General features: G+C 54.7%; 28 protein-coding genes. 4 read left to right on the top strand and 24 right to left on the bottom strand.

All coding sequences use genetic code 11. The features are described from left to right. Window position 1: 1 nt before the first annotated feature. The 13 genes from amaP to FPZ45_RS02360 all read right to left on the bottom strand — a co-directional run bounded on the left by amaP (window position 2) and on the right by FPZ45_RS02360 (window position 9411). Window positions 2-565, bottom strand: coding sequence for an alkaline shock response membrane anchor protein AmaP (gene amaP / locus FPZ45_RS02420; RefSeq protein WP_144697989.1), 564 nt, complete (start codon window positions 563-565; stop codon window positions 2-4). Between the two features lie 157 nt (window positions 566-722). After that, a complete protein-coding gene (locus tag FPZ45_RS02415) occupies window positions 723-1130 on the bottom strand; it encodes an Asp23/Gls24 family envelope stress response protein (protein WP_144697987.1) in 408 nt (135 codons plus the stop codon). A gap of 136 nt (window positions 1131-1266) precedes the next feature. Further along, entirely contained in the window at window positions 1267-2622 is a 1356-nt protein-coding gene (gene accC, locus FPZ45_RS02410; protein WP_144697985.1) for an acetyl-CoA carboxylase biotin carboxylase subunit, read from the bottom strand. A gap of 19 nt (window positions 2623-2641) precedes the next feature. Next, the gene (gene accB, locus FPZ45_RS02405) at window positions 2642-3130 is read right to left on the bottom strand and encodes an acetyl-CoA carboxylase biotin carboxyl carrier protein (protein ID WP_144697983.1); all 489 of its coding nucleotides are present in this window, start codon (window positions 3128-3130) and stop codon (window positions 2642-2644) included. Window positions 3131-3366: 236 nt separating this feature from the next. Next, window positions 3367-4029 (bottom strand): SpoIIIAH-like family protein, encoded by a 663-nt coding sequence (locus tag FPZ45_RS02400; protein WP_144697981.1) that lies wholly within the window; start codon window positions 4027-4029, stop codon window positions 3367-3369. A 36-nt stretch (window positions 4030-4065) separates the two neighbouring features. Next, window positions 4066-4716 carry a stage III sporulation protein AG gene (spoIIIAG, locus tag FPZ45_RS02395; RefSeq protein WP_144697979.1) on the bottom strand — a complete coding sequence of 217 codons (651 nt, stop codon included), beginning with the start codon at window positions 4714-4716 and terminating at the stop codon, window positions 4066-4068. A gap of 14 nt (window positions 4717-4730) precedes the next feature. Then, the gene (locus tag FPZ45_RS02390) at window positions 4731-5462 is read right to left on the bottom strand and encodes a stage III sporulation protein AF (RefSeq protein ID WP_246120300.1); all 732 of its coding nucleotides are present in this window, start codon (window positions 5460-5462) and stop codon (window positions 4731-4733) included. A 26-nt stretch (window positions 5463-5488) separates the two neighbouring features. After that, entirely contained in the window at window positions 5489-6709 is a 1221-nt protein-coding gene (spoIIIAE, locus tag FPZ45_RS02385; RefSeq protein WP_144697974.1) for a stage III sporulation protein AE, read from the bottom strand. Between the two features lie 14 nt (window positions 6710-6723). Then, window positions 6724-7113, bottom strand: a complete 390-nt coding sequence (gene spoIIIAD / locus FPZ45_RS02380; protein ID WP_144697972.1) for a stage III sporulation protein AD — start codon at window positions 7111-7113, stop codon at window positions 6724-6726. Between the two features lie 9 nt (window positions 7114-7122). Then, a complete protein-coding gene (spoIIIAC, locus tag FPZ45_RS02375; RefSeq protein WP_094050916.1) occupies window positions 7123-7326 on the bottom strand; it encodes a stage III sporulation protein AC in 204 nt (67 codons plus the stop codon). A 55-nt stretch (window positions 7327-7381) separates the two neighbouring features. Continuing rightward, complete coding sequence (gene spoIIIAB, locus FPZ45_RS02370) at window positions 7382-7909, bottom strand: stage III sporulation protein SpoIIIAB (RefSeq protein WP_144697970.1); 528 nt, start codon at window positions 7907-7909, stop codon at window positions 7382-7384. Continuing rightward, window positions 7902-9047 (bottom strand): stage III sporulation protein AA, encoded by a 1146-nt coding sequence (gene spoIIIAA, locus FPZ45_RS02365; RefSeq protein ID WP_246120290.1) that lies wholly within the window; start codon window positions 9045-9047, stop codon window positions 7902-7904. The genes spoIIIAB and spoIIIAA overlap by 8 nt, the downstream gene beginning before the upstream one ends. 100 nt (window positions 9048-9147) lie before the next feature. Continuing rightward, window positions 9148-9411, bottom strand: a complete 264-nt coding sequence (locus FPZ45_RS02360) for a YqhV family protein (RefSeq protein WP_144697967.1) — start codon at window positions 9409-9411, stop codon at window positions 9148-9150. A gap of 186 nt (window positions 9412-9597) precedes the next feature. Here FPZ45_RS02360 and comA point away from each other — a divergent pair, with 186 nt between their 5' ends. Continuing rightward, entirely contained in the window at window positions 9598-10422 is an 825-nt protein-coding gene (gene comA / locus FPZ45_RS02355) for a phosphosulfolactate synthase (protein ID WP_144697965.1), read from the top strand. 92 nt (window positions 10423-10514) lie between these two features. Continuing rightward, window positions 10515-10973 (top strand): DUF441 domain-containing protein, encoded by a 459-nt coding sequence (locus FPZ45_RS02350; RefSeq protein ID WP_144698383.1) that lies wholly within the window; start codon window positions 10515-10517, stop codon window positions 10971-10973. A 62-nt stretch (window positions 10974-11035) separates the two neighbouring features. Here FPZ45_RS02350 and FPZ45_RS02345 read toward each other — a convergent pair whose 3' ends face one another. From FPZ45_RS02345 to FPZ45_RS02325, 5 genes are all read right to left on the bottom strand, one after another. Beyond that, on the bottom strand, window positions 11036-12289 hold the full coding sequence (locus FPZ45_RS02345; protein WP_144697963.1) for an aspartate kinase: 1254 nt from the start codon (window positions 12287-12289) through the stop codon (window positions 11036-11038). A 149-nt stretch (window positions 12290-12438) separates the two neighbouring features. After that, the gene (gene efp, locus FPZ45_RS02340) at window positions 12439-12996 is read right to left on the bottom strand and encodes an elongation factor P (protein ID WP_144697961.1); all 558 of its coding nucleotides are present in this window, start codon (window positions 12994-12996) and stop codon (window positions 12439-12441) included. Between the two features lie 26 nt (window positions 12997-13022). After that, on the bottom strand, window positions 13023-14096 hold the full coding sequence (locus tag FPZ45_RS02335; RefSeq protein WP_144697959.1) for a M24 family metallopeptidase: 1074 nt from the start codon (window positions 14094-14096) through the stop codon (window positions 13023-13025). Between the two features lie 63 nt (window positions 14097-14159). Beyond that, entirely contained in the window at window positions 14160-14597 is a 438-nt protein-coding gene (gene aroQ, locus FPZ45_RS02330) for a type II 3-dehydroquinate dehydratase (protein WP_144697957.1), read from the bottom strand. Window positions 14598-14708: 111 nt separating this feature from the next. Then, complete coding sequence (locus FPZ45_RS02325) at window positions 14709-15251, bottom strand: YqhR family membrane protein (RefSeq protein WP_186438187.1); 543 nt, start codon at window positions 15249-15251, stop codon at window positions 14709-14711. A gap of 180 nt (window positions 15252-15431) precedes the next feature. Between FPZ45_RS02325 and FPZ45_RS02320 the strand changes: the two genes are divergently transcribed. Both FPZ45_RS02320 and FPZ45_RS02315 read left to right on the top strand, forming a co-directional pair. After that, complete coding sequence (locus tag FPZ45_RS02320) at window positions 15432-16391, top strand: DUF1385 domain-containing protein (protein WP_246120289.1); 960 nt, start codon at window positions 15432-15434, stop codon at window positions 16389-16391. A 63-nt stretch (window positions 16392-16454) separates the two neighbouring features. Then, a complete protein-coding gene (locus FPZ45_RS02315; protein WP_144697953.1) occupies window positions 16455-16766 on the top strand; it encodes a hypothetical protein in 312 nt (103 codons plus the stop codon). Window positions 16767-16817: 51 nt separating this feature from the next. Here the strand turns inward: FPZ45_RS02315 and FPZ45_RS02310 are convergent, their stop codons facing one another. The 6 genes from FPZ45_RS02310 to FPZ45_RS02285 form a co-directional block, all read right to left on the bottom strand. Next, window positions 16818-17780, bottom strand: coding sequence for a patatin-like phospholipase family protein (locus FPZ45_RS02310; protein WP_246120288.1), 963 nt, complete (start codon window positions 17778-17780; stop codon window positions 16818-16820). Window positions 17781-17941: 161 nt separating this feature from the next. After that, entirely contained in the window at window positions 17942-18364 is a 423-nt protein-coding gene (gene mntR, locus FPZ45_RS02305; RefSeq protein ID WP_144697949.1) for a transcriptional regulator MntR, read from the bottom strand. A gap of 112 nt (window positions 18365-18476) precedes the next feature. Then, window positions 18477-19184, bottom strand: a complete 708-nt coding sequence (locus FPZ45_RS02300; protein WP_144697947.1) for a cytochrome c biogenesis CcdA family protein — start codon at window positions 19182-19184, stop codon at window positions 18477-18479. Between the two features lie 19 nt (window positions 19185-19203). Then, window positions 19204-20007, bottom strand: a complete 804-nt coding sequence (locus FPZ45_RS02295; protein ID WP_186438186.1) for a metal ABC transporter permease — start codon at window positions 20005-20007, stop codon at window positions 19204-19206. A gap of 6 nt (window positions 20008-20013) precedes the next feature. After that, window positions 20014-20784, bottom strand: coding sequence for a metal ABC transporter ATP-binding protein (locus FPZ45_RS02290; RefSeq protein WP_144697945.1), 771 nt, complete (start codon window positions 20782-20784; stop codon window positions 20014-20016). A gap of 44 nt (window positions 20785-20828) precedes the next feature. Further along, a complete protein-coding gene (locus tag FPZ45_RS02285; RefSeq protein WP_144697943.1) occupies window positions 20829-21794 on the bottom strand; it encodes a metal ABC transporter substrate-binding protein in 966 nt (321 codons plus the stop codon). Between the last annotated feature and the right edge of the window lie 88 nt (window positions 21795-21882).

Below are 21882 nucleotides of genomic sequence, written 5' to 3'. Positions count from 1 at the left end.
CCTATTCTACACGGCTCTTAAAAGTCGTCGGCGCTTGCGTTACGTTCGCGATGAACACGGATACTTCTGCGACCGGAATGCCCGTCGCTTCTTCGACCTGCTGAGATACCGTGCGCTGCATTTCTTCGGACATCGCCGGTATGGAGCCGTCACCTTCGACGAATGCTCTGATCATGATGCCAAGCCCCGCCTCCGACACTCTGACGCGCGCGCGCAGGTCTTTGACGCCTCTCGTCCGGGAAGCGGCTTTAAGCGCAAGATTTTCCACCGTCTCGACGGAGATGCGAATATCGCCGTGGTCCGTGCGTTGATTAATCGAAGGTGCAGAATTTCCGTCTCTCTTGATCGATACGATTAAAAATCTCAAGCTAATGAGTAAAATGATCGCCGATACGCCGATTACGGAGCCTTGCACGACTCGCGCGCCGCCAGTAAACTCGTAGACGACATCCGCAAGCCATTTGTCCGAAAAACCTCCGCATGCGGCAACGATAGCCACGATAGAAGCAATACCGATCACCAAACTGTACAAAAACAACAGCAGCCTGTCCAACACTTTAATCAACGAGTGCGCCCTCCCTGTTCCTTGTTAGGGTAGTTTCCTCCATGATCGCGAAAAGACCTCTGCGAGAGCTGTCCCTGAGGAAGCTCTCGTCAGAGGGTCGTCATCCGCAGATCGGAGTTTTGCCGTTTGCCGCGGAAAACAGGTGCGGTCACGTCATCTATCGGACTCGTACATGAGATTCATCTTCTTCGGGTTTCTCGCCCGTCTTGAAGTGAACGTCGTGAATATGTACGTTAACTTCCACAACATGAAGTCCAGTCATCGATTCGATCGAGCGTTTGACGTTACGTTGGATTTCGCTAGAGATTTCCGGTATACGGCGACCGTATTGAACGATAATCGACACGTCAACGGCCGCTTCGCGTTGCCCAACTTCGACTTTTACGCCTTTGGACAGATTCTTGCGTCCAAGGAGCTCGGCAATGCCTGAGGAAAGACCTCCGCTCATGCCTGCTACACCGTCAACTTCGAGCGTCGCAAGCCCTGCGATCACTTCGATAACCTCCGGCGCGATCTCGATTGTTCCCATTTCCGTTTTTTCGTATTCCGGGGCAATCATTTCCATGCGTTGTTCCACCTCCATATCCCGGACAATTTCATAAGTCCGAGCGTCCGCCTTCACTACTATAAATATAGCATTCCCGGATTATTATGACAAACGCTTGGACTCTTTTTGTGGCGTCCGCCGATGCAAGATCAACTTAGCTTTCGCCGTTCACATCATGCTCTTCCAGGAATTTAATATCGAACGTACCCTTGTTGAACAACGGGTGATTCATCAGCTTCATATGGAAAGGAATCGTCGTTTTGACGTCCTCAATCATAAATTCACTCAGTGCGCGGCGCGTTCTCGCGATTGCTTCTTCGCGAGTCGGAGCCCATACGATCAGCTTCGCGACCATCGAATCGTAGTGCGGAGAAATGACGTATTGCGGATACGCTGCGCTGTCCACGCGTACGCCTGGGCCTCCTGGCGGCAAATAAAACCCGATTCTGCCTGCCGAAGGCATGAAATTTCGGTCAGGGTCTTCCGCGTTAATGCGGCACTCGATCGCCCATCCGTCGAACTTCACGTCTTCTTGTCTGAAGGAAAGCTGTTCACCTTCGGCAATGGAAATCATTTCCTTAATCAAGTCAATGCCCGTAATCATTTCCGTTACGGGGTGTTCAACTTGAATCCGCGTATTCATTTCCATGAAGTAGAAGTTTCCGTCAGGTCCGAGCAAATATTCGATTGTCCCCGCTCCGGAATAATTCACCGCGAGAGCGGCTCTGACTGAGGCTTGTCCCATGCGTTCGCGCAACTCGGGCGTCATAATCGCGCAAGGAGCCTCTTCGACCAATTTCTGGCGTCGGCGCTGAACGGAGCAGTCCCGCTCGCCCAGGTGCGCCACATTGCCGTGCTTGTCCGCGATAATCTGGATTTCGACATGTTTCATGCCGGTCAAAAACTTCTCAAGGTATACGCCTGCATTGCCGAAAGCTTTTTCCGCTTCCTGCTGCGCAGTCGTAATCTCGCGAACGAGCATCTCCTCGTTCTCCGCGATCCGGATACCGCGTCCGCCGCCTCCGGCCGTCGCTTTGATGATGACCGGATACCCGATCTCCCGCGCAACGCGAACGGCGTCGTCGAGATCCTCGAGCAGTCCATCGGAGCCAGGGATGACGGGAACGTCAGCGTCCTTCATCGTTTGCTTGGCAACCGACTTATCCCCCATACGGCTAATCGCGTCCGAAGAAGGCCCGATGAACGTAATATTGCAAGATTCGCAGATTTCCGCGAAATCGGCATTCTCGGAAAGGAACCCGTAGCCCGGGTGAATCGCGTCGCAATCCGTCAAGGTCGCGACGCTCATAATGTTCGTCAAGTTAAGATAGCTGTCTTTGGAAGCGGTTGGACCGATGCAATACGCCTCATCGGCCAATCTAACGTGCAGCGACTCCCTGTCGGCTTCGGAATAGACCGCGACCGTGGTAATCCCGAGCTCTCGGCAGGCGCGAATAATTCTGACCGCGATTTCGCCGCGATTGGCAACCAATATTTTGTTAAATTTCAAAGCGAAGTCCTCCTCGGGATTATTCCGGCTTAACTAGGAATAGCGGTTGGCCGAATTCGACGAGCTGTCCGTTCTCCACGAGAATGTCCACGATTTCTCCCTTTACTTCCGCTTCCAATGGATTCATCAGCTTCATCGCTTCCAGAATGCATACGACAGTTTTGTCGGACACCTTGTCCCCAATGCTTACGAACGCAGACGCGTCGGGAGACGGCGAACGGTAGAACGTGCCTACCATCGGCGAAACGATGCGATGCAGATTGGACGTGTCGGCCGCAGGAGCGCTCGCTTCCGCAGCCGGCGCCGAAGGCGCCGCCACGACAGGCGCGGCTGTCTGAACCTGTGGCAAGTATGTAGGAGAAAGGGAAGGCGTCTGTACATTCACAACTTCGGTGCGACCCGGCTTGCGAATGGACAATCGCATGCCTTCGTTCTCGATTTCCAATTCATGTACGGTAGTTTGGTCCACCAATTTAATCAATTCTTTAATTTCACTCAGCTTAAACATCTCGGTCACTCCTTGATTCGGGAATCCCCCGTCTAAAGAAAGCGCGTTCGAAGACTAACATGCTCGAACCCACAACGAAGTTATTATACCATAATCGACCGAAATGGAAAGGGTTAGGCTCGAACGGCGGGGATGTTCGGCAGGACGCGCGAAAGGGCCCCCGAAAGTAGAAGCGGAATCTACTTTCAGGATAGCCCCTGATTCTGGCTTTATTCATTCGCGCCGCCTGATCAGGCTTACTGCACGTATTCCACCGTTACGCGATCCGGCGTGACCTCAAGCTCTTTCGTCGCCATATCGATGATGCCGATCGCTTGTTTTTTCTCCAGCTTGTCGCTGAGCACGATCACTTTGAAGTTCGATTGCTCTTCGGAGACGACCGCGTTCTCGAAGTCTTGCAGCAGCTTTTCCTGAAGGCTCGTAATTCTGGCGTCCAATTCCTCGAGTTGGTTATGCTTCTCGACGGCGACTGTCGCTTCTTCCTGACTCGATTTCGTGTTCCCGATAATCGTTTCCAGCTCTTCCGCGTATTTGCTCATTCTCATTTTCTGATCCAGCGCGATTTTGTCCAGACGTTCGTTACCCGACAGGTTGGTCATTCCTTTAAGAACTTCCTGATCCTCTTTGGACGTATCCCCCGAATCCGCAGCTTGAACGCCTTTATCCTTCTTCCCCGCAGATCCCGTCGCCGCGCCGGTCAGTTCGTCGGCCGTCGGGTCCTCTTCGGTAATCGTCAAGCCGTCCGGAGAATTCGCCGAGACTTTGCCCGCGTCTTCCATTGATTGCGTCGTCTTGGATTTGTCGGAGGGAGCGTCTTCGGTAAACAAGTAATAAGCGGATAACACGACCATCAGGCTAAGCATCGAGACTAACCATATCGTTTGACGTTTGTTGTTCATTCGTCCATTCCTCCCGGAATCTATAATTTAGGCCATCTATGCTTTGCGCGGCAACACCGACACCCGATGGATCGGCACGTCGAGCCCGGCGGATACGGCTTCGGCGATCAGTCTGTGCACCGTCGCGTTCTCCGCGCCTTTCGCCGCGATGATGACGCCGCGGATTCGCGGCTTCAGCTTTTTCACGACAATCGGCGTTTGGTTTCCCGAGACTTCGTATAATACCACCTGGCCGTCTTTCGAAATGTCGGTAATGTGGCGTTTTGCCCCATTGCGGTCCGTTTCGTCCGTTATCGTCTGCATTTGCTTCTCGTTGAGCTGCACGACTGTCTCCTCGGTAGAATCGACCGTCACCATGACGTCGACCGTACCGACGCCTACGATCCGCTCGAGCATCTCCTTGAGCCGCGATTCGATCTCGGATTCGATATCGGAGAAAGAAGAGCCGTTCTTATCCTCGCCGCCGCCAAGGAACGTTTCCTGCTGCGGAACGTCTTCGTCGCGGGGCGGGGAGTAGTCCGGTGTTTTCGAAGGATCTATCGTCTTCATATTCAACAGGGAAGCCGCAAGCAGCATGGCGGCGCCGATCAAGCCGAGCAGCACGAGCCATCGGAATGCCTTCACCCTGCGCGGCCCCCCGGAACCTCCGCCGATGAAAGATTCCAGCCGCTCCAGCCAATTCGCCATAGCGCACCTCCAGCTTAATTTCGTTCGGCGGCCGTCGCAGGCAGCTTGACGACGACGATGTCCGCTGCGATGCCGAAACGACTTGCCACGAGCGCCGCGATTCGCGTTCGCGTCTCGCGATCGACCCGATCCTCGCGGGCCGCGGCAGCCCGGTCACCCGATTCCCGGCCGGAAACCGGCAAATCGCGATCCGCGCTGCCGATACTGCCCGCCCGAATCTCAATATCTACGTCCGCGATCGCTTCGATATCCCGTACGGGAACCTTTTGCGTTCCGCCTCCCGTTCCCGCTTCCGGATCCGCTAGCTCCAGCTCGACGACCACCTGAGCCACCTTCAGCGCTCCGTCGCGTTCGCGGGCCAGTTTGACGTCGACTTTGCGCACGGATCGTCGGCCTTCCTGCTCCACTTCGCCACGGATCTCGGATTCTAATCTCGCAGCGACCAGCTTCTCGGCCTGCGCCAGATGGCTGTCGCGAAGCTTCGCTCCTTCTTCCTCGATCATGGCCAATTCCCGTTCCGCATCGCCCGGAGAGCGCTCGACCGACTGCAGGCCAGCCGCCAGCTTGCCGCCGAAATCTCCTTTCAGCCAGTGCATGATCGGGGTCGCCACTGTCATGAGGATGAAGAGACCGGCGACGAGCCGAACGTAACGCTGCATCGTTCGATTGGGCAAGATCAGATCGATCAGCGAAGCCAGCAGGATGACGGCGATGACCTGGCGAAGCCAGCCCGATAGTGCGTCCATTAATCCCACAAAACGCTCGCCTCCCGTTAGCGGATCATTAGTGCCGCATTGCCCGCGGTAAGAATGATCGTCACGGCCAGAAAAAACATCAAACCGACCGAAGCCAGCGCCGCGAACACGTAAATGAGCGTCTTGCCGATCGTTTGCAGGCACTGAACGATCGGCGTGCCCCCAAGCGGCTGCATCACCGCGCCAGCCAAGTTGTAGATGAGGGCCAGCGTTAATATTTTCAAGGCGGGGAACGCGCATAAGAACAACAAGACGATTACTCCGGCCAATCCGACTGCGTTCTTGACGAGCAAGCTCGCCGACATCACCGTATCGGTCGCATCCGAGAACATCTTCCCGACGACGGGCACGAAATTCCCGGTCACGAACTTGGCCGTCCTTAGCGCAACACCGTCCGTTACCGCTCCCGTCGCTCCTTGGACCGACAGCACGCCTAGGAAAACGGTCAGAAGAACGCCAAGCACGCCAACTCCCGCGTTTCGGAGCAGATTCGCCAATTGCGTCGCCTTGTAGCGGTCGGTAATCGCGCTCACGAGATGAAGCACCGCCGAGAAAAAGAGCAGCGGGAACACGACGACGTGCACGATCGTCCCAATCGTATGGATCATAAACACGATGAGCGGATGAAGCACCGCGACCGAAGCGACTCCCCCCGTGCCGGCCAACAGCGTCAAGAGCAGCGGCACCATCGCCAGCATGAACTGCACCATGTTCCCGATCGCCTCTCCCGCGTAAGAGGTTGCCGTTCGAAAACTGTTGACGGCAAGAATGATCAGAACCATGTAGGCGATTCCGTAGGCGACTTTGCTGACGGCGTTGCGTTCGAACGCGCTCTGCATCGTCTCTAGGAGCATTGTGAATACGGTCAGCAGCACGATCGTCACCAGAAGCTTGCCGCTGTATAACACCTCGTGCAAGAAAAATCTGGCTAAACCGGTCAGCGCCTGGCCGACGCTCCACCCTTTTCCGTCGGGAAACATGAGCTGTCGCAGTTCGGGAAGTTTTCCTTCGGGAAAATACCCGCCGTATTCGTCCTTTAAATCGTTCCAAAATTTTTGAATTTGTCCGAGCTCGACTTCTTCGCTTTGCTGTTTAGCCAAATCATCGGATATGCGGCTTTGCTCGGGAGCTTCCGCGCTGGCGACCGCCGAAACACGTTCCGGCAGGAAGAAGATCGCAAGCAAGAATAGAAGGAGCATCCACCGACTTGCCTTTCCCGTCCGCCAGATCGCGTTCATCCCCCTTCGCCCCGTCAAGCCGGCAGCAAGTTCAGCACCGTTTCGACGATGACGCTGATGATCGGAACCGCCATGACGAGAATGAGCATTTTGCCCGCGAACTCGATTTTCGTTGCGATGCTCTCAAGTCCCGCATCCCTGACGATCTGCGCTCCGAATTCCGCGATATACGCGACTCCGATAATTTTCAGCATCGTCTTGAGATACACGGACGGAATGCCCGAACGTTCCGCCAGCTCCTCGAGCACGGAGATGACGCCGTCGATCTTGCCTACGAAGGCGAGGAAAATCGCGACCCCCACAAACGCGGCAAGCAAGTAGGCGAACATCGGCTTTTGTTCCCGAATAACGAGTATGAGCACGGTCGCTAGAAAGCCGATTCCGACGATCTGAAGAATGTCCACCCGCTTCACCTACTGAAACAGGAAAATGGTCTTGATTTCCTGGAATAAATCATTGAGCATGCGCACGACCATAAACAGCACGACCACAAACCCGATCAACGTCACCCAATGCGCCATATCTTCCTTGCCCATCTGCTTCAACACCGTATGAATCATCGCCACGATAATGCCGATACCGGCGATTTGGAAAATGGTGCTGATGTCGATGTTCATCGCTATGGCCTCCTAAATTTACCGACGAAATCCTTCGGCGCCGCCTAACGCCCGGTTAAATCATCACGATCACGACCAACGCGGCTCCAAGCATGCCCAAGCTGCGGCTTAATTTCTCGTACCGGCGCTGATCTTCCCTCGCCGCCGCTTCTTCCGCTTGCAACTGGATCGCCGCAAGCCGGATATGCTTCAACTGATCCTCGCGGCCGCTTCCTCCGAGCGTCGCCCCTAGCCGGAGTATCGCCTCTCTCTCGGTATTTTTCATCGCCGTCTCCGGCCAACGGGCCAAGATGATTCTCTCCCAGCACTCTCTGACCGTTTCCCCTGACCCGGCCGATTCCTTCGAGAGCGAGCGCGAGATGTCGGAGAACAGCAAGGAAAGCGGAGGCGGAGCCGTGTCGGAAATTCGCTTCAGCGCTTCCGGCAAATGGGTTTGGCCGTATCCAATCTCCGTCTCCAGGCGCTGAAGCGCGTGAAGCAGCTCCCGGATTTGCCTCGGTCTTGCCGCGTAACGCGCCGATTGCACAAGCCCGATCAAAGTTCCCGCGATCAACACGAGCAGAGCCCCGACAAGTTTAAGCATCTTCGGAGCCTCCCGACAAGCGCATATCGGGAGAGCGGATAACCGGCAACGCCCGATTCTTGACGATGGATTGGCCGGGCAGGCCCGAGCCTTCGATCTCTGGCTGCGCGCCGCCGGCGCCCGGAGCATCCCGCGGAGTCGCCGCGATCGTTCGCAGGCGGCTTCGCGACGTTTGCCTCTCCGCTTCTTCGGCCGATACGATGCGATGATTGACTTTGCTTCCGTCCCGGGTCAGGAACACGTAAGAACCGAAAATGCCCGTTTCGGCCAGCTTGGCGAGCGCCGGTCTGCCGAACAGGTCGGACAATTCGGCGGCATGCGCGGTCGCGAGTACCCGCACGCCCGCGTGAACGGCCTCATGGATCGCTTCCGCGTCTTCCTGACGGCCGATCTCGTCGACGACGATGATCTCCGGGGACATCGATCTTAACATCATCATGATCCCTTCCGCCTTCGGGCAGGCGTCCAACACGTCGCAGCGCGGACCGAGGTCGAACGTGGGAACTCCCTTGTCGCTGGCCGCAATCTCCGATCGTTCGTCCACGACGCCGACTTTCCGGCTCCCCCAATCCCGCGCGGCCGGATGATGCCATTGCCCAGAGCTGATGGATCGTGCCAAGTCCCGAATCAGCGTTGTTTTGCCTTGTTGCGGGGGGGATACGATCAGCGCGTGGCGAATCGTTCTCGCTTTGAAATCCAGCAAACCCGGCAGCACTTGGGCGGCGAAACCGATTCTCGCCCGCGCGATCCTCACGTTAAAACCCGCGATATCCCGCAGGTGGAAAACGGCTCCTTTATCCAGTACCGCCCGCCCCGCCAGTCCGACCCGGTGTCCGCCGGAGACGGTGATATACCCTCTGCGCAGTTCTTCTTCCGCCGCGTAAATCGAGTGATTCGTGATTCTCTCCAGGAGGGCACGGCAATGTTCTTTGCCGGGAACGAACGCGTCATGGCCAAGCTCCGTCAGCGATCCGTCCTCGCGAACGAACGCATAACGGCTTCCGTATCCGATCTCCAGAGGTCGATTCTCGCGAATGCGAATCTCTTCCAACGTTTCCCTAGCGAATGCCGGAATCCGCTCCAGCACCAGACGCAGGGATACCGGAAACAACTCCAGGATAGGCTGCGATTGCTGCAACTAGACTCCCCCCTTTCCGTCGGAAGATGATCAATGCTTTCTCATATGTATGCTTGGACAGCCGGATTATGCATGCTTGGCCGTACCTTCGGGGCTCCGGTCATTTCCTCAATATCCCTATTAGAAGACAGCCCACCCCTGCGAGAATCCATAGAAATTTAGAAGGGGACAGCTTGTCCGCAAGCCCGACCAGCCCGATCGTCGTCGTGGAGATCAGAACAAGCGGTCCTACCAACGCTAGCATCGAATTGACGGCCAGCGCCTTCTGCACATCGTTGAGCCGAAGCATGACGAGCGCCGCGGTCAATTCGATGCTGCCGGACAATATCCGAAGCATGGCCATACTGAATGCTGCTTTGTCCATAACGATTCCTCCCTATCACCAGCGCGGTAACTTTCCGCGTTACTATCTTTATGCCGGTTTTGCCCGTAACTTGTCTCCATCGTCGGAGCTCTTCCGAATTTACCGGGCGGAGGATCACCTAACCTTGGGCGAACGCATATATTGGTCGAGTAATATCCACCTTGGTACGAACGAGGAGAGTTGAGCATGCAAAGCACATCCTTGCATTACGAATGGCCGGCCATTCTGCACGATCCGAGCGGGCGCAGGCAATCGAAGCCCCGTTCGAAAGGTCGTACGATGGTGTTGGATAAAGGGATCGGCCTTCACGCCTTCGAAGACCTGTTGACAACAGCCGGGGAATATATCGACATTTTGAAATTCGGCTTCGGAACGTCACCTCTCTATCCGCTTCCCGTCATTCGAAGCAAGATCGATCTTGCCGTCAAAAACGGAATCACCGTCATTCCCGGAGGCACATTGCTTGAAACCGCGGTGCGTCTCGATGTCGTTCCCGGGTTTCTCCGCCAGATTCTCGCCCTTGGATTTACGGGAATCGAAGTATCCGACGGTACGATCAACCTTGATCGCGGATTGCGCAACGATCTGATCCGGGACGCGAAAGGCCTGGGTCTGCAAGTCTATACGGAATATGGGAAAAAGCTGTTCGGATCGCGGATCAACGTAGATGATTTCGCCGCGACGGCCGAGCAGGATTTGGCTTGCGGAGCGGAAATGGTCACTGTCGAAGGGAGAGAATCCGGCATAGGCGTCGGGCTATTCGACGAGCGCGGGGATTGCCGAAGCGACGATCTATCCCATATTCTGAACGCGGTCCCGAATCTGGACCGCATACTCTGGGAAGCGCCTTTGAAGGAACAACAAGTGGCGTTGATCAAATCGCTCGGTCCCGACGTCCATCTGGGCAATGTTGCGCCTCATGACGTCGTCACGCTGGAGTCGATGCGCAGAGGATTGCGCTCCGACACGTTCGAGCTTCAGCAGGTTCCGTTCAACGATTACATGATTTAATTTCTTTCCCGCGCCGACAAGCCCCGCGTTCTAAACGCGGGGCTTGTTCCATATCGTGTACCATCTGTCCAATCGGGAGTGTGACGCAAGTGTTGTACGGAGAACTGGTTCTTGTCGCGCTCATCATCATTGGGCTGGTCGGGAGATCCTCGATTATTACGACAGCCGCTTGTATTCTACTCGTCATCAAGCTGACGCATCTGGATCGTTATTTGCCGACGATCGAACGAAGAGGCATCGAGCTGGGCCTGCTCTTCCTGACGCTGGCCGTCTTGGTCCCTTTCGCATCCGGCCGGATTCAGCCCAAAGATATGATCGACGCTTTCGGAGGATGGGTGGGCTGGGTCGCGCTCGCCGGCGGAGCGATCGGCGCCTACCTGAACAGCAAAGGTCTGGAGACGTTGAAGATGGATCCCCAACTGATCGTTGGGATCGTCGTCGGTTCGATCGCTGGCGTTGTCTTGCTGCGGGGAATTCCAGTCGGCCCTCTAATGGCCGCGGGAATAACCGCGATGATTCTCAAAATCGTCCAACTGTTCATCGGTAAATAATAAAGCCGCCCTCGCGCAGTCGGTTAGACTGGCTGGACGGCTTTATTTGAAGTGATGTCAGATTACCGGCGTTCCGAAGGACCACCGACGAACGCGGTGTCGGCGGTATCCAGACCGTAAGCGGTGTGGAGTGCCCGAATCACTTCTTGAACCGGTTCCGCGGCGATCACGCACGAAACCTTGATCTCGGACGTGCTCACCATCTTGATGCTGACGCCAACGCTCGAGATCGCCTCGAACATTATCGCGGCGACTCCCGGATTCGACACCATACCCGCTCCGACGATGGACACTTTGACGAGACCTTCCTCGAACGTCGCTTCCCGGTAAGGCACTTGATCCTTAATACCGGACAGCACGTCGAGCGCACGGGAGCGATCGTTCAGCGACACCGTAAACGAGAAGTCGGCTTTGCCGTCTTGAACGCCGCTTTGGACGATGATATCGACGTCGATGCCGTTGTCGGCAAGCGCCCCGAACATTTTGGCCAATACGCCCGGAACGTCCTCTACGCCAAGCACGCTGATGCGGGCCACGTTTTTATCCGATGCGATTCCTCTTACGACGATCCCTTGTTCCATTTGCGCTTCCTCCTTCACGAGCGTGCCTTCGTTATTCGTAAAGCTCGAGCGTACGACCAGATTGACGTTGTTGTGCTTGGCGTACTCGACGGCGCGCGGATGAAGCACGGCCGCTCCCAGATTAGCCAATTCCAGCATCTCGTCGTACGAGATTTCTTTTAACTTCCTCGCGCATTTCACGACGCGCGGGTCGGTGGAATAAATGCCATCGACATCCGTGTAGATCTCGCACACGTCCGCTTTGATGGCCGCCGCCAGCGCTACCGCGGTCGTATCCGAGCCGCCACGTCCAAGCGTCGTGATCTCGCCGCTTTCCGTCATCCCTTGGAATCCGGCCACGATCACGATATTGCCTTCGTCGAGTGAAGCGAATAAGCGCTCGGGGGAAATATCGCTGATCCGCGCTTTCGCGTGTACCGCTTCCGTGACGATCCCCGCTTGCCATCCCGTGTAAGACTTCGCTTCGTGCCCGAGTTTATGAATCGCCATAGAGAGCAGTGCCACGGAAATCTGCTCCCCCGTCGAGAGCAGCATATCCATCTCGCGGGCAGGCGGGTTATCGTTAATCTCGTTCGCTTTTTCGATCAGATCGTCCGTTGTATCTCCCATCGCCGACACGACAACGACGACCCGGTCGCCTTGCAGTTTTTTGTCGATGATGCGTTGAGCCACGCGGCTCATCCGCTCCGTCGTGCCGACGGAACTGCCGCCGAATTTCATCACTATCAATGACACCGGTAGTCACTCCCCCAGTCAATCTATCCATGCGTTAAAGAACCACTGCATACAGCAGTATATTATAGCATAAGTAAATAGGCCCAAGAATAAAAAAATCCCCAAATTCGCAAGATTTTGCGAATTCGGGGATTCGAACGCCGATGTCATTATGCGCGGGAGATGTATCTGCCTTCGCGCGTGTCGATCGTCAGCACGTCGCCTTCGTTGATGAACAGTGGAACTTGAACGTTAAAGCCCGTTTCCAGCTTCGCGTTCTTCGTCGCGCCCGTCGCCGTGTTGCCTTTGATTCCCGGTTCCGTCTCGATCACTTTCAGATCGACGCTGTTCGGGATGTTGATGCCGATTATTTCGCCTTGGTAGCTGGAAATATTGACCGTCATATTCTCGATCATGAAGTTCAATTCCCACTCCAACTGGCTCTTGTTCAATTCGAATTGATCGAACGTTTCGTTGTCCATGAACGTATACTCGCTGCCCGAGTTATACAGATACTGCACTGCACGGTTCTCGACATGAGCGCGAACAACGTTCTCCCCAGCACGGAACGTCTTCTCTAGGACGTTGCCGTTACGCAGGTTTTTGAGCTTGGAGCGCACGAACGCGGCGCCTTTGCCCGGTTTAACATGTTGGAAATCAAGAACGGTGCAGAGAGCGCCGTCCACTTCGATCGTCAAGCCTGTTTTAAAATCGTTTACCGAAATCACGAATATTCCTCCTGTTGATCCTTGAATTAATTCAGCTCGAGCAGTTGTTTGGGCGAATTCGTCAGAATTCGGATGCCCTTGTCCGTCATTACGACGTCGTCCTCGATTCTTACTCCGCCGAAACCGGGGAGATAAATGCCGGGTTCGACCGTCACGACCATGCCTGGAGCGAGCACAATATCGCCCGTCATCGACAATCTGGGCGATTCGTGGATTTCCAATCCGATTCCGTGGCCTGTCCCGTGGCCAAAATATTCTCCATAACCATAACTTGCGATGATATCTCTCGTCAAGGCGTCGCCTTCTTTCCCGGTCATGCCGGGACGCAGATGATCCAGTGCATGCTGCTGTGCTTCCTTGACGATTCCGTAGATCTCCCGATGCTTGTCGCTTGCTTTGCCGACGACGATCGTACGCGTAATATCCGAGCAATACCCTTGGTAATAGGCGCCGAAATCAAATGTCACGAATTCGTCCTTGCCGATCAGCCGGTCGCTCGCTACGCCGTGCGGCAATGCGGAGCGCTCCCCGGAAGCGACGATCGTCTCGAAGGAAGAACTGGCCGCGCCTTGGGAACGCATGAACATCTCCATCTCCAGCGCGATCGACCTCTCGCTTACTCCCGGCTTGATGAAGCCGAGAATATGCGCGAAGGTTCGATCCGCCAAATCCGCGGCTTCCTGCAGAATGGCAATTTCGGCTTCGTCTTTGATCACGCGCAGGTTCTCGACGATTCCATCGGATGGAAGCAGCTTCGCAGGGGCGAACGCTTGCTCCATCTTCTTATAAGTCGCGTACGTTACGTTCTGTTCCTCAATCAGCAGAGCATCAACGTTCCAAGCTCGCAGTAATTCGGCAACCGTAGCATGAATATCCGCGCCGTGCTTTACGATCTCGAAACCGGCTGCTTGCTGAGCGGCCTGCTCGGTGTATCGGAAGTCGGTAATGAAAGCCGCTTGATCCGCGGAAACAAGCACGACCCCGGACGACCCAGTAAATCCGGTCAAGTAGCGCCGGTTAAGGGAGTTCGTCACCAAGAGCGCTTTGCCATCCGTTTTCGCGATCGATTCCCTTAGTCGGGCAATCCGTTGATTGGGCATCTTTGTTATCCTCGCTTTCCGTTCGGGCGGCGCCGCCGTCCGCTGTTCCTTCCTCTCCGGGCGTTAACCTTGAATGTGCCGGCAAAGGGCTTGCAATCCGAGCTCGTAGCTGGCAGGGCCGAATCCCGCGATCTGGCCTAGCGCGACCGCCGCCGTCACCGAAGTGTGCCGAAAAGCTTCGCGTTTATGAATGTTCGATAAATGCACTTCGACAACGGGCAATCCTACGGCCGCCAGCCCGTCCCGCAACGCATAGCTCGTATGCGTGAGCGCCCCGGGATTAATCAAGATTCCGTCGTGCTTGCCGTAAGCGGCGTGGATCTCGTCCAGCAAAGCGCCTTCATGATTCGATTGGAAAAAGTGCAATTCCGCGCCAAGCGTCTTGCCCAACTCCGTCAATCTCGTCTCGATTTCCGCCAAAGTCGCGGCCCCGTATATGCCAGGTTCGCGAACTCCGAGCATGTTCAAATTCGGTCCATTGAGCACCAGTATGCTAGCCATTCGCCATTCTCTCCTTCCGTTCCCGCCCGGCTCGCCCGGCCGGATCGCCGGCCGAGCGAAGTTCATCTGACATTGTAACATACAGCGGGGGTTCAAGAAAATGGCAGCCCATCAACTTAATTGAGGAGAACCTTTCGAAGCTTGCGTAACCGGTTCGCGCTCGGCTTCGTCGTGAAATTCGAAAGCGATGCTGAATCCGATGAACAAGCCCCAAACGAGAAATAAACAAAAATCGGTCGCGATACTGCTCCAGCCGATGTTGTACAGCGGCGGCAGAGCGCCGATGATCGGGCCGAGCCAGGCATAGAACAGCCCCCACCACACCGCTCCGAACAGCAAGCCGGGCCACGGGCCGCGTAATCGGCCCAATACAGCGGCATAGACCAATGCCGCGAGCATCGACATCACGATAAAGGCCGCCCAGCCCGCAAACTGCCAATAGACGCTTCCGAGCAGCTTCCTCGGAACGAACGGATCGATCAAGAACGCCTGAGTGACTTTCGTGAAATTAAGTCCAGTCGCAAGCCATCGCACCAAGCCCCAGATCAAACCTGCGTAGAAACCGATTTTTATGCTGAATTTTATGAGATAGCCCGGCTCAATCCTGCGTTCGTCTTTCCTTCTTCCGGCTTTGCCTTCTCGTGAGTCCGCCATTCCGATCATCCTTTCTTCCAGGATCGCAAATTCCGCTATATTATTCCCACGGCGGAAGATCCAATCCCGGCGGTACGCCGCCTCTTTCCCTGTGGCAATCTCATCTGCATTCCTGTAAAATAGAATTACTTGGCGCATATTTGTTCGCACCAGAGTTTCAAACAAAGCAGGTGACTAATCTTGTCCAATCAACCCACTTCGATCTACGGCGGACAGGCCGTTATAGAAGGCGTCATGTTCGCGGGCAAACATGTTCACGTTACAGCCGTGCGCCGCAAGGACCGACAAATCACGTTTCTTGAAGTACCTAAAAAACCGACACCTGTCCTTAACAAGATCAAAAAAATCCCGTTTATCCGGGGAATCATCGGAATTGTCGAATCCGCAGCCAAAGGCTCCCAGCATTTGACTTACTCCGCCGAAGCTTACGCCGAAGACGAAGGCGGCCCCGAAGAAGCCGCTAAACCGAAAGAGAAGGAACGCTGGAATCTGACGATGATTTTAGGCGTTGCTCTTGTGGGCATACTATCCTTTATCGTCGGCAAATTAATTTTCACGCTCGTGCCCGCATTCGTAGAAGGTTTGATCTTTAATCAGGCCTTCGAGAATAAGATAATGCACAACCTGCTGGAAGGCGTAATCAAGATCGTGTTCCTGCTCTTCTATCTTTGGTTCATTTCCCAAACCCCACTGATCAAGAGGCTGTTCCAATACCATGGAGCGGAGCATAAAGTGATCAGCGCTTACGAAGCAGGTTCCGAGCTTACCGTCGATGCCGTGCAGAAATATAGCAGGCTCCACTATAGGTGTGGCAGCAGTTTTATTATCTTCACCGTCATCGTGGGCGTCATCATCTATTCGTTCTTCACGTGGGATACGATGGCGGAAAGAATCCTGCAGCGCATTCTGCTGTTGCCCGTCGTCCTCGGCGTATCTTACGAAGTGTTGAGATGGACGAACGCGCTTCGCGATATTCCGGTGTTAAAATGGCTCGGAGCGCCCGGCTTATGGCTGCAATTGCTTACGACCAAGGAGCCTACCGACGATCAAGTCGCCGTATCCATCGCCTCCTTTAATCGGATGATCGAATTGGACGGCGAGATCGGCCAGCCTGGAATCGCGCTTGCCAAGCAGGCCTAATATGATAGGTATACCCCGCAGCCGCGAGCGTTGCGGGACCCGTACAATCGGAGGAGGAAGCGTATGAGAAACCGAATCCAACCTTGGTTTGCCGTTGTTCTCGTTTTGATGGCTATCGGACTATTCGCCCGTTTGATGCAAGGATCTACCCAATCCTGGCTCATACCTTTGTCGCTCGTCGCCATCGTATTTTTGCTGTATAAGTTTCCGCCGGATAGATGGAGAACACTTCGGAAAAATTCGCGCACGAAGGTCAAGAGGGCACGGCCGGACTTCCGCAAATCCGCCGCCAAGGCGGAACGGCGGCGTACATCTACGTTCACCGTAATCGAGGGGCGCAAGAATAAGGAAGACGAACCGCCCCGTTATCATTAACAAAACCGCTTTCGCGCAGGCTCGGATCGTCCTGCCGCGGAAGCGGTTTTGTTATGTGGGATAGTTGAAAGATATTTTAATCGTGCCGAGCTTGCGATCCCAATGCTGAAAAAACTTCTCTCCCGCCTGCAGTCCGGACCGATAGAGCGCTTCGCTTTGTTCGCGGTTTAGGTGAAATTGCGTCGTCCCGATGCCAAGCGTCGGGATTTTGATCGTGCGGATCAGCTTGTGTTTCTCAATGTACCGTTCATCATGAGCGCTGAGCATGGTTTCGAACATCGCCTGAAACATCGTGATCGGACCTATGATTTTATGCGAATGGGCTTCAGATCGCCCCACCATCTGAAACCCGATGACGGGAATGTCTCCGCCCTCCGTTTCGTCGTCCTGGAACAGCCATAGCGGAAAATTGCTCAGCAGCCCGCCGTCGACAACATACGAAGTTCTGAACGTTTGTCCTTGTTTCTTACGTTCCTTGAAGGGCTGTCTTAGAACGACGGGATCGAAGAAATACGGAATGCTCGTGCTCATGCGTACCGCCCGCGAAATCGGGAGCCGGGAAGGAACGATTCCGTATTGTTTAATATCGTGCGGCAGTACGAGCAGCCGGCCGTTCGTAATATCCGAAGCGATAATCCTCAGCTTGCCGGCGGGCAAATCCTCGAACGTTACGATCCCTTTTGCCTCGAGCAACCCCTCGATCCATTGCTCCAGCTTTTTGCCGGAATAGAGCCCTTTGCGCAAAAATACCCGTACGGCCGGACCGATGAACTTCAGATCAAATACGGGACTGCGCTTCAGCAGTTGATGCATAGGCGTCCGCTCGATCGCTTCCTTCATCTCGTCCGCCGTATATCCGGCTGCAAGCAGCGCCGCGATAATGCTGCCAGAGGACGTCCCCGCGACTCGGTTGAACACGACGCCGGAGCTTTCCGCGGCTTTGACCGCGCCGACGAGAGAAATCCCTTTAACCCCTCCGCCTTCGAACACTGCATTCACGGATGTCGTCTGCACGGTCTCCCTCCCCCGAGGCGTTGGAACGCCGCGTCCGTTTCTTCCTTCATCCATATGCTTTGCCGGGGTGTCCTAATGCCAGACGACAAGTAAGCCGCCAATTACCCGGTTCGTTTCCGGGAATGGCGGCTTATCTCGTTGCAAGACCTATTTGGATAACGCTATTCGGTGTCCATCTCTAAACGGATTTTGTTCAGCTCTTCGGCGCGAGACGGATCGCGATTGAAATATTCGACCAACGATTCGATGCAAGTGATGAAATCCCAACTAAGATGATGTTCGATTCCTTCTACGTCGCCGTATATTTTGTCTTCCTGAACGCCGATGATGTTCAGGAAAGTCTCCAGAAGATGATGGCGATCCACGAGTCTTTTGCCGATCTTCTTGCCTTTACTCGTCAGGACGAGGCCGCGGTATTTCTCGTAAATCAAATAATGGTCTTTGTCCAGCTTCTGAATCATCTTCGTGACCGAAGACGGATGCACCTCGAGACCCTCCGCTATGTCAGAGACACGGGCATATCCTTTCTCGTCGATGAGCCTGTATATTCTCTCCAAATAATCTTCCATACTTGGGGTCGGCAACGCAAGCCCCCCTTTCCTTCCATATCATACACTGTCGCATAGGGGCGGAGCAAGTCCGAACCGTCGTCGAGATTAACTCATCCGCCAACAAGCAGATACCGATGAGTTGCCGTCATCCTAGCCATTTTGGCGTAATGCTTTGCAGCCAGATCGTTATTTGCGTCATCTTGTCGGTAAACAGGAGAACGCCCATCAGAATCATCATCACTCCGCCGATCTTCATCAGCAAGTTGGAGTATTTCAGAATTCCCTTCGCGGCCCCGAGAAAAAAAGCGAGCGCAAAGAACGGAACGGCGAATCCGAGCGAATAGGCGGCCGTCAGCCCAGCCCAAGTGCCGGGATTGCTGGCGGCCAGCAGCAGAATCGAGCCCAAGATCGGCCCGACGCAAGGCGACCAGCCCGCCGAGAAGCCGATTCCGAACACGAACGAACCCAAGTAACCGGCGGGTTTCCATTTCAAGTTCATTTTGCGTTCTTTCATGAGCACCTGCGGTTGAAAGATGCCCATCAGGAACAATCCCATCAAGACGATAAAGATCGCCGAGATTTTGCGAATCGTATCCTGATAATCGCGGAAGACGTCGGTAAAGACGTTCGTTCCGTACGCAAGCGCGAAAAACACGGCGGAAAAGCCGAGAATGAAGAAAAAAGTATGACTCATCGTTTTGTAGCGCATGCTCCGGCTCGTATCCGTCTTGATCTGGTTGACGGAAACTCCGGTTATGTAAGATAGATACGCGGGATATAGCGGCAAGCAGCAAGGCGATATGAATGATGCCAACCCAGCCGCGAATGCGATACCCACGTTTAAATCCGCCATCTCCTGTACCTCCTATGGGCTAAGCCCGCATAATCCGCGATGTCGCGACGGATACCGCCAGAAATCCGATCAGCAGCAGCACGATCGTTCCTCCCGGCGCCAGGTTGCCGACCCCCGCGATCCATAAGCCCGCGAGCACAGCGATTTCGCCTACGACAACGACAAGGATAACAGCTTGTTTGAAGCTTCGCGACAAGGCCAGACTGCATGCGGCCGGAATCGTAAGCAAAGCCGACACGAGCAGCGCGCCCACGATCTTGATCGCCGCACTGATGACAAGCGCCGTTAATATACTAAGCATAATATTAAAATACTTAACAGGCAAACCGCTTACCGCTGCCGCGTCTTCGTCGAACGTCAGCAGGAACAGTTCTTTTTTATGCACGAGCACCATCGTTAACACGATCGCCGTAACTCCGGCGATGACCCAAATGTCCGTATACGTGAGCGTATATATGCTGCCGAACCAGTAGGAGTTTGCGTTCTGGTTAAATCCTTTGCCCATCGTAAAGAGCAAGGAAGCCAGAGCGATCCCCCCCGACATGATGATGGCGAGGGACAGTTCCGCGTATGTGCGATAGGTGCGTCTCAGCGCTTCGATCGCGAATGATCCGATAATCGCAAATGCCAGACCTACCGCTACCGGATATACATTCATGAGAAAACCTAAGGCGACCCCTGCGATACTGACGTGAGCGAGGGTGTCGCCGATCATGGCTAGTCGCCTTAACACGAGAAAGAGGCCCATCAACGGAGCGGTAATCGCGATCAGCGCCCCCCCGATCAATGCCCTCTGGAAAAACTCCATCGTTAATATCTCCAACTCCGGTTAACCTTCTTTCCGCAAGGAATGCAGCAAATCCGTCCCTTGGCAATCTTCCAGATCGTGCGAATGCCGGACATAGAAATTCAGCTTGCCGCTTCTTTCCTTAGGCTCTTGTCCCAAATAGGATCTCACCATATCCATGTCATGGGACACCATTAAAAACGTAATATTGTGCCTTTGGTGCATATGTTTGATCATTTGAAAAAAATTGTGCTGCGTCTCGATGTCGATTCCCGTGAGAGGTTCGTCCAGGATCAGCAGTTTCGGATTGTTGATCAGCGCCCGGGCGAGGAACACGCGCTGCTGCTGCCCTCCCGATAACGCCCCGATTCTGCTGTCGGCGAGATTCTCGATCTTGAGCGCCGCCAGCGCGTCTTCGCAGCGCGACGCATCCTCCTTGGACACCCGGCGGAATAGCTTCTTGCGCCCGTATAAGCCGGACAATACGACCTCCCTCACCGTCGCCGGGAAGAGCGGATTAACATGGCTTCGCTGCGGAACGTAACCGATCAGGTTCCAATCTTTGAACTGTCCCGCGGGCGTGCCGAACAAAGTAATGGAGCCCTTCTGCGGACGGGTAAGCCCGACGATCATGCGCATCAGCGTCGTCTTGCCCGCGCCGTTAGAGCCGATCAGGCCGACGAAATCCCGTTCCATGATTCTGAAGGATATGTCCTGGAGAACCGGCTGGGAATCGTAAGAGAACGATACGCCGTCCAGCCTGACGATCTCCTGATGACATCCTTCTTGCTGCAAGCTTGCCGTGCCGTTCATGGAAGCCGCTCCTTTCGCGATAACTCGTTCAATTCTATGTTAGATCACCCGAGAGCCTTCCGCAAGTTCTGCAAGTTGCGTTCCAACAGCGTATAATAGTTTTCTCCCGCTTTTTCCTGCTCCGAAGTCAATCCTTCCAAGGGACTCAGAACGAGTGTTTTCACGTGCGCTTCGCTGGCGAGCGTATCCGCGAGCTGCTCCGAGACAAGCTCCTCAAAGAAAATATAAGGAATGTTTTGCTCTTTCACGTAGCGGGCGATTTTCAGCAAATCTTGCGCCCGCGGCTCAGCTTCCGGCGATAAACCCATGATCGGGATTTGGTTAAGCCCGTAATCGCGGCACAAATATCCAAATGCTTGGTGAGAGACAACGATATCACGTCGGGTGTAGCCAGATAACTGTTCCGTGAACTCGGCGTCGAGCGCCTTCAACCGCCCTTCAACTTCGGCATAGTTAGCTTCGTATTCTGCCCGATGAGCGGAATCCACTTGTACGAAAGCGTCGCGGATGTTGGCCGCCATGACGAGCGCAGATCGCGGACTGGTCCACGTATGCGGATCGACGTCCAGCAGCGAGTGTTCGTGATCCTTCCCGGCTTCATCCTGATGATCCTCGTCGTGTTCTTCTGGGTTCCCTTGAATCAGCTTAATGCCTTTACTGGCTTCCACAGTCAATACTTGGCTGTCCGAGCCGAGGCCGTTGAGAAAGCCGTCGACCCAGCCTTCAAGCCCCGCGCCGTTGTATATGAATAATTGCGCTTTGGATGCGACACTGAGATCCCGGCTTTTTGGCGTCCACTCATGAGGCTCGACGCCGGTGGCGATCAGGTTGACGACAAACGCGTTGTCTCCCCCGATTTCCTTGGCGAAGAAATAAAGCGGGTAGAAGCTGGTGACGACGCTGACTTTGCCTTCCGCCTGAGCGTTCGAATCTCCATTGCCGCAACCGATAAGCGCCGCAATCGCAATGACAAGAGCAACCAATAATAATCGTTTCGATACTTGAATCATGTGTTTCCCCTTAATCGTAATCTTTTTTATTAGCAAATCCGATTATAGACCCCGGTCCCGTAGCTGTCAACAGGACGCGCCAGAGTAA

Origin of the sequence: Cohnella terricola (assembly GCF_007786475.1) — a bacterium.
Taxonomy (GTDB): domain Bacteria; phylum Bacillota; class Bacilli; order Paenibacillales; family Paenibacillaceae; genus Cohnella; species Cohnella terricola.
This window is presented reverse-complemented; position numbering and strand designations above follow the sequence as displayed.

Excerpts from the sequence above, each read along its gene's own strand:
- FPZ45_RS02300 (WP_144697947.1), bottom strand. The coding sequence starts at position 19,184 with ATGGCGGATTTAAACGTGGGTATCGCATTCGCGGCTGGGTTGGCATCA.
- spoIIIAE (WP_144697974.1), bottom strand. The coding sequence starts at position 6,709 with ATGAACGCGATCTGGCGGACGGGAAAGGCAAGTCGGTGGATGCTCCTT.
- FPZ45_RS02285 (WP_144697943.1), bottom strand. The coding sequence starts at position 21,794 with ATGATTCAAGTATCGAAACGATTATTATTGGTTGCTCTTGTCATTGCG.
- FPZ45_RS02335 (WP_144697959.1), bottom strand. The coding sequence starts at position 14,096 with ATGCCCAATCAACGGATTGCCCGACTAAGGGAATCGATCGCGAAAACG.
- FPZ45_RS02400 (WP_144697981.1), bottom strand. The coding sequence starts at position 4,029 with ATGAACAACAAACGTCAAACGATATGGTTAGTCTCGATGCTTAGCCTG.
- spoIIIAB (WP_144697970.1), bottom strand. The coding sequence starts at position 7,909 with ATGCTTAAACTTGTCGGGGCTCTGCTCGTGTTGATCGCGGGAACTTTG.
- FPZ45_RS02360 (WP_144697967.1), bottom strand. The coding sequence starts at position 9,411 with ATGGACAAAGCAGCATTCAGTATGGCCATGCTTCGGATATTGTCCGGC.
- FPZ45_RS02325 (WP_186438187.1), bottom strand. The coding sequence starts at position 15,251 with ATGGCGGACTCACGAGAAGGCAAAGCCGGAAGAAGGAAAGACGAACGC.
- aroQ (WP_144697957.1), bottom strand. The coding sequence starts at position 14,597 with ATGGCTAGCATACTGGTGCTCAATGGACCGAATTTGAACATGCTCGGA.
- FPZ45_RS02390 (WP_246120300.1), bottom strand. The coding sequence starts at position 5,462 with ATGGACGCACTATCGGGCTGGCTTCGCCAGGTCATCGCCGTCATCCTG.
- FPZ45_RS02415 (WP_144697987.1), bottom strand. The coding sequence starts at position 1,130 with ATGGAAATGATTGCCCCGGAATACGAAAAAACGGAAATGGGAACAATC.
- accB (WP_144697983.1), bottom strand. The coding sequence starts at position 3,130 with ATGTTTAAGCTGAGTGAAATTAAAGAATTGATTAAATTGGTGGACCAA.
- comA (WP_144697965.1), top strand. The coding sequence starts at position 9,598 with ATGCAAAGCACATCCTTGCATTACGAATGGCCGGCCATTCTGCACGAT.
- spoIIIAG (WP_144697979.1), bottom strand. The coding sequence starts at position 4,716 with ATGGCGAATTGGCTGGAGCGGCTGGAATCTTTCATCGGCGGAGGTTCC.
- spoIIIAC (WP_094050916.1), bottom strand. The coding sequence starts at position 7,326 with ATGAACATCGACATCAGCACCATTTTCCAAATCGCCGGTATCGGCATT.
- FPZ45_RS02290 (WP_144697945.1), bottom strand. The coding sequence starts at position 20,784 with ATGAACGGCACGGCAAGCTTGCAGCAAGAAGGATGTCATCAGGAGATC.
- FPZ45_RS02315 (WP_144697953.1), top strand. The coding sequence starts at position 16,455 with ATGAGAAACCGAATCCAACCTTGGTTTGCCGTTGTTCTCGTTTTGATG.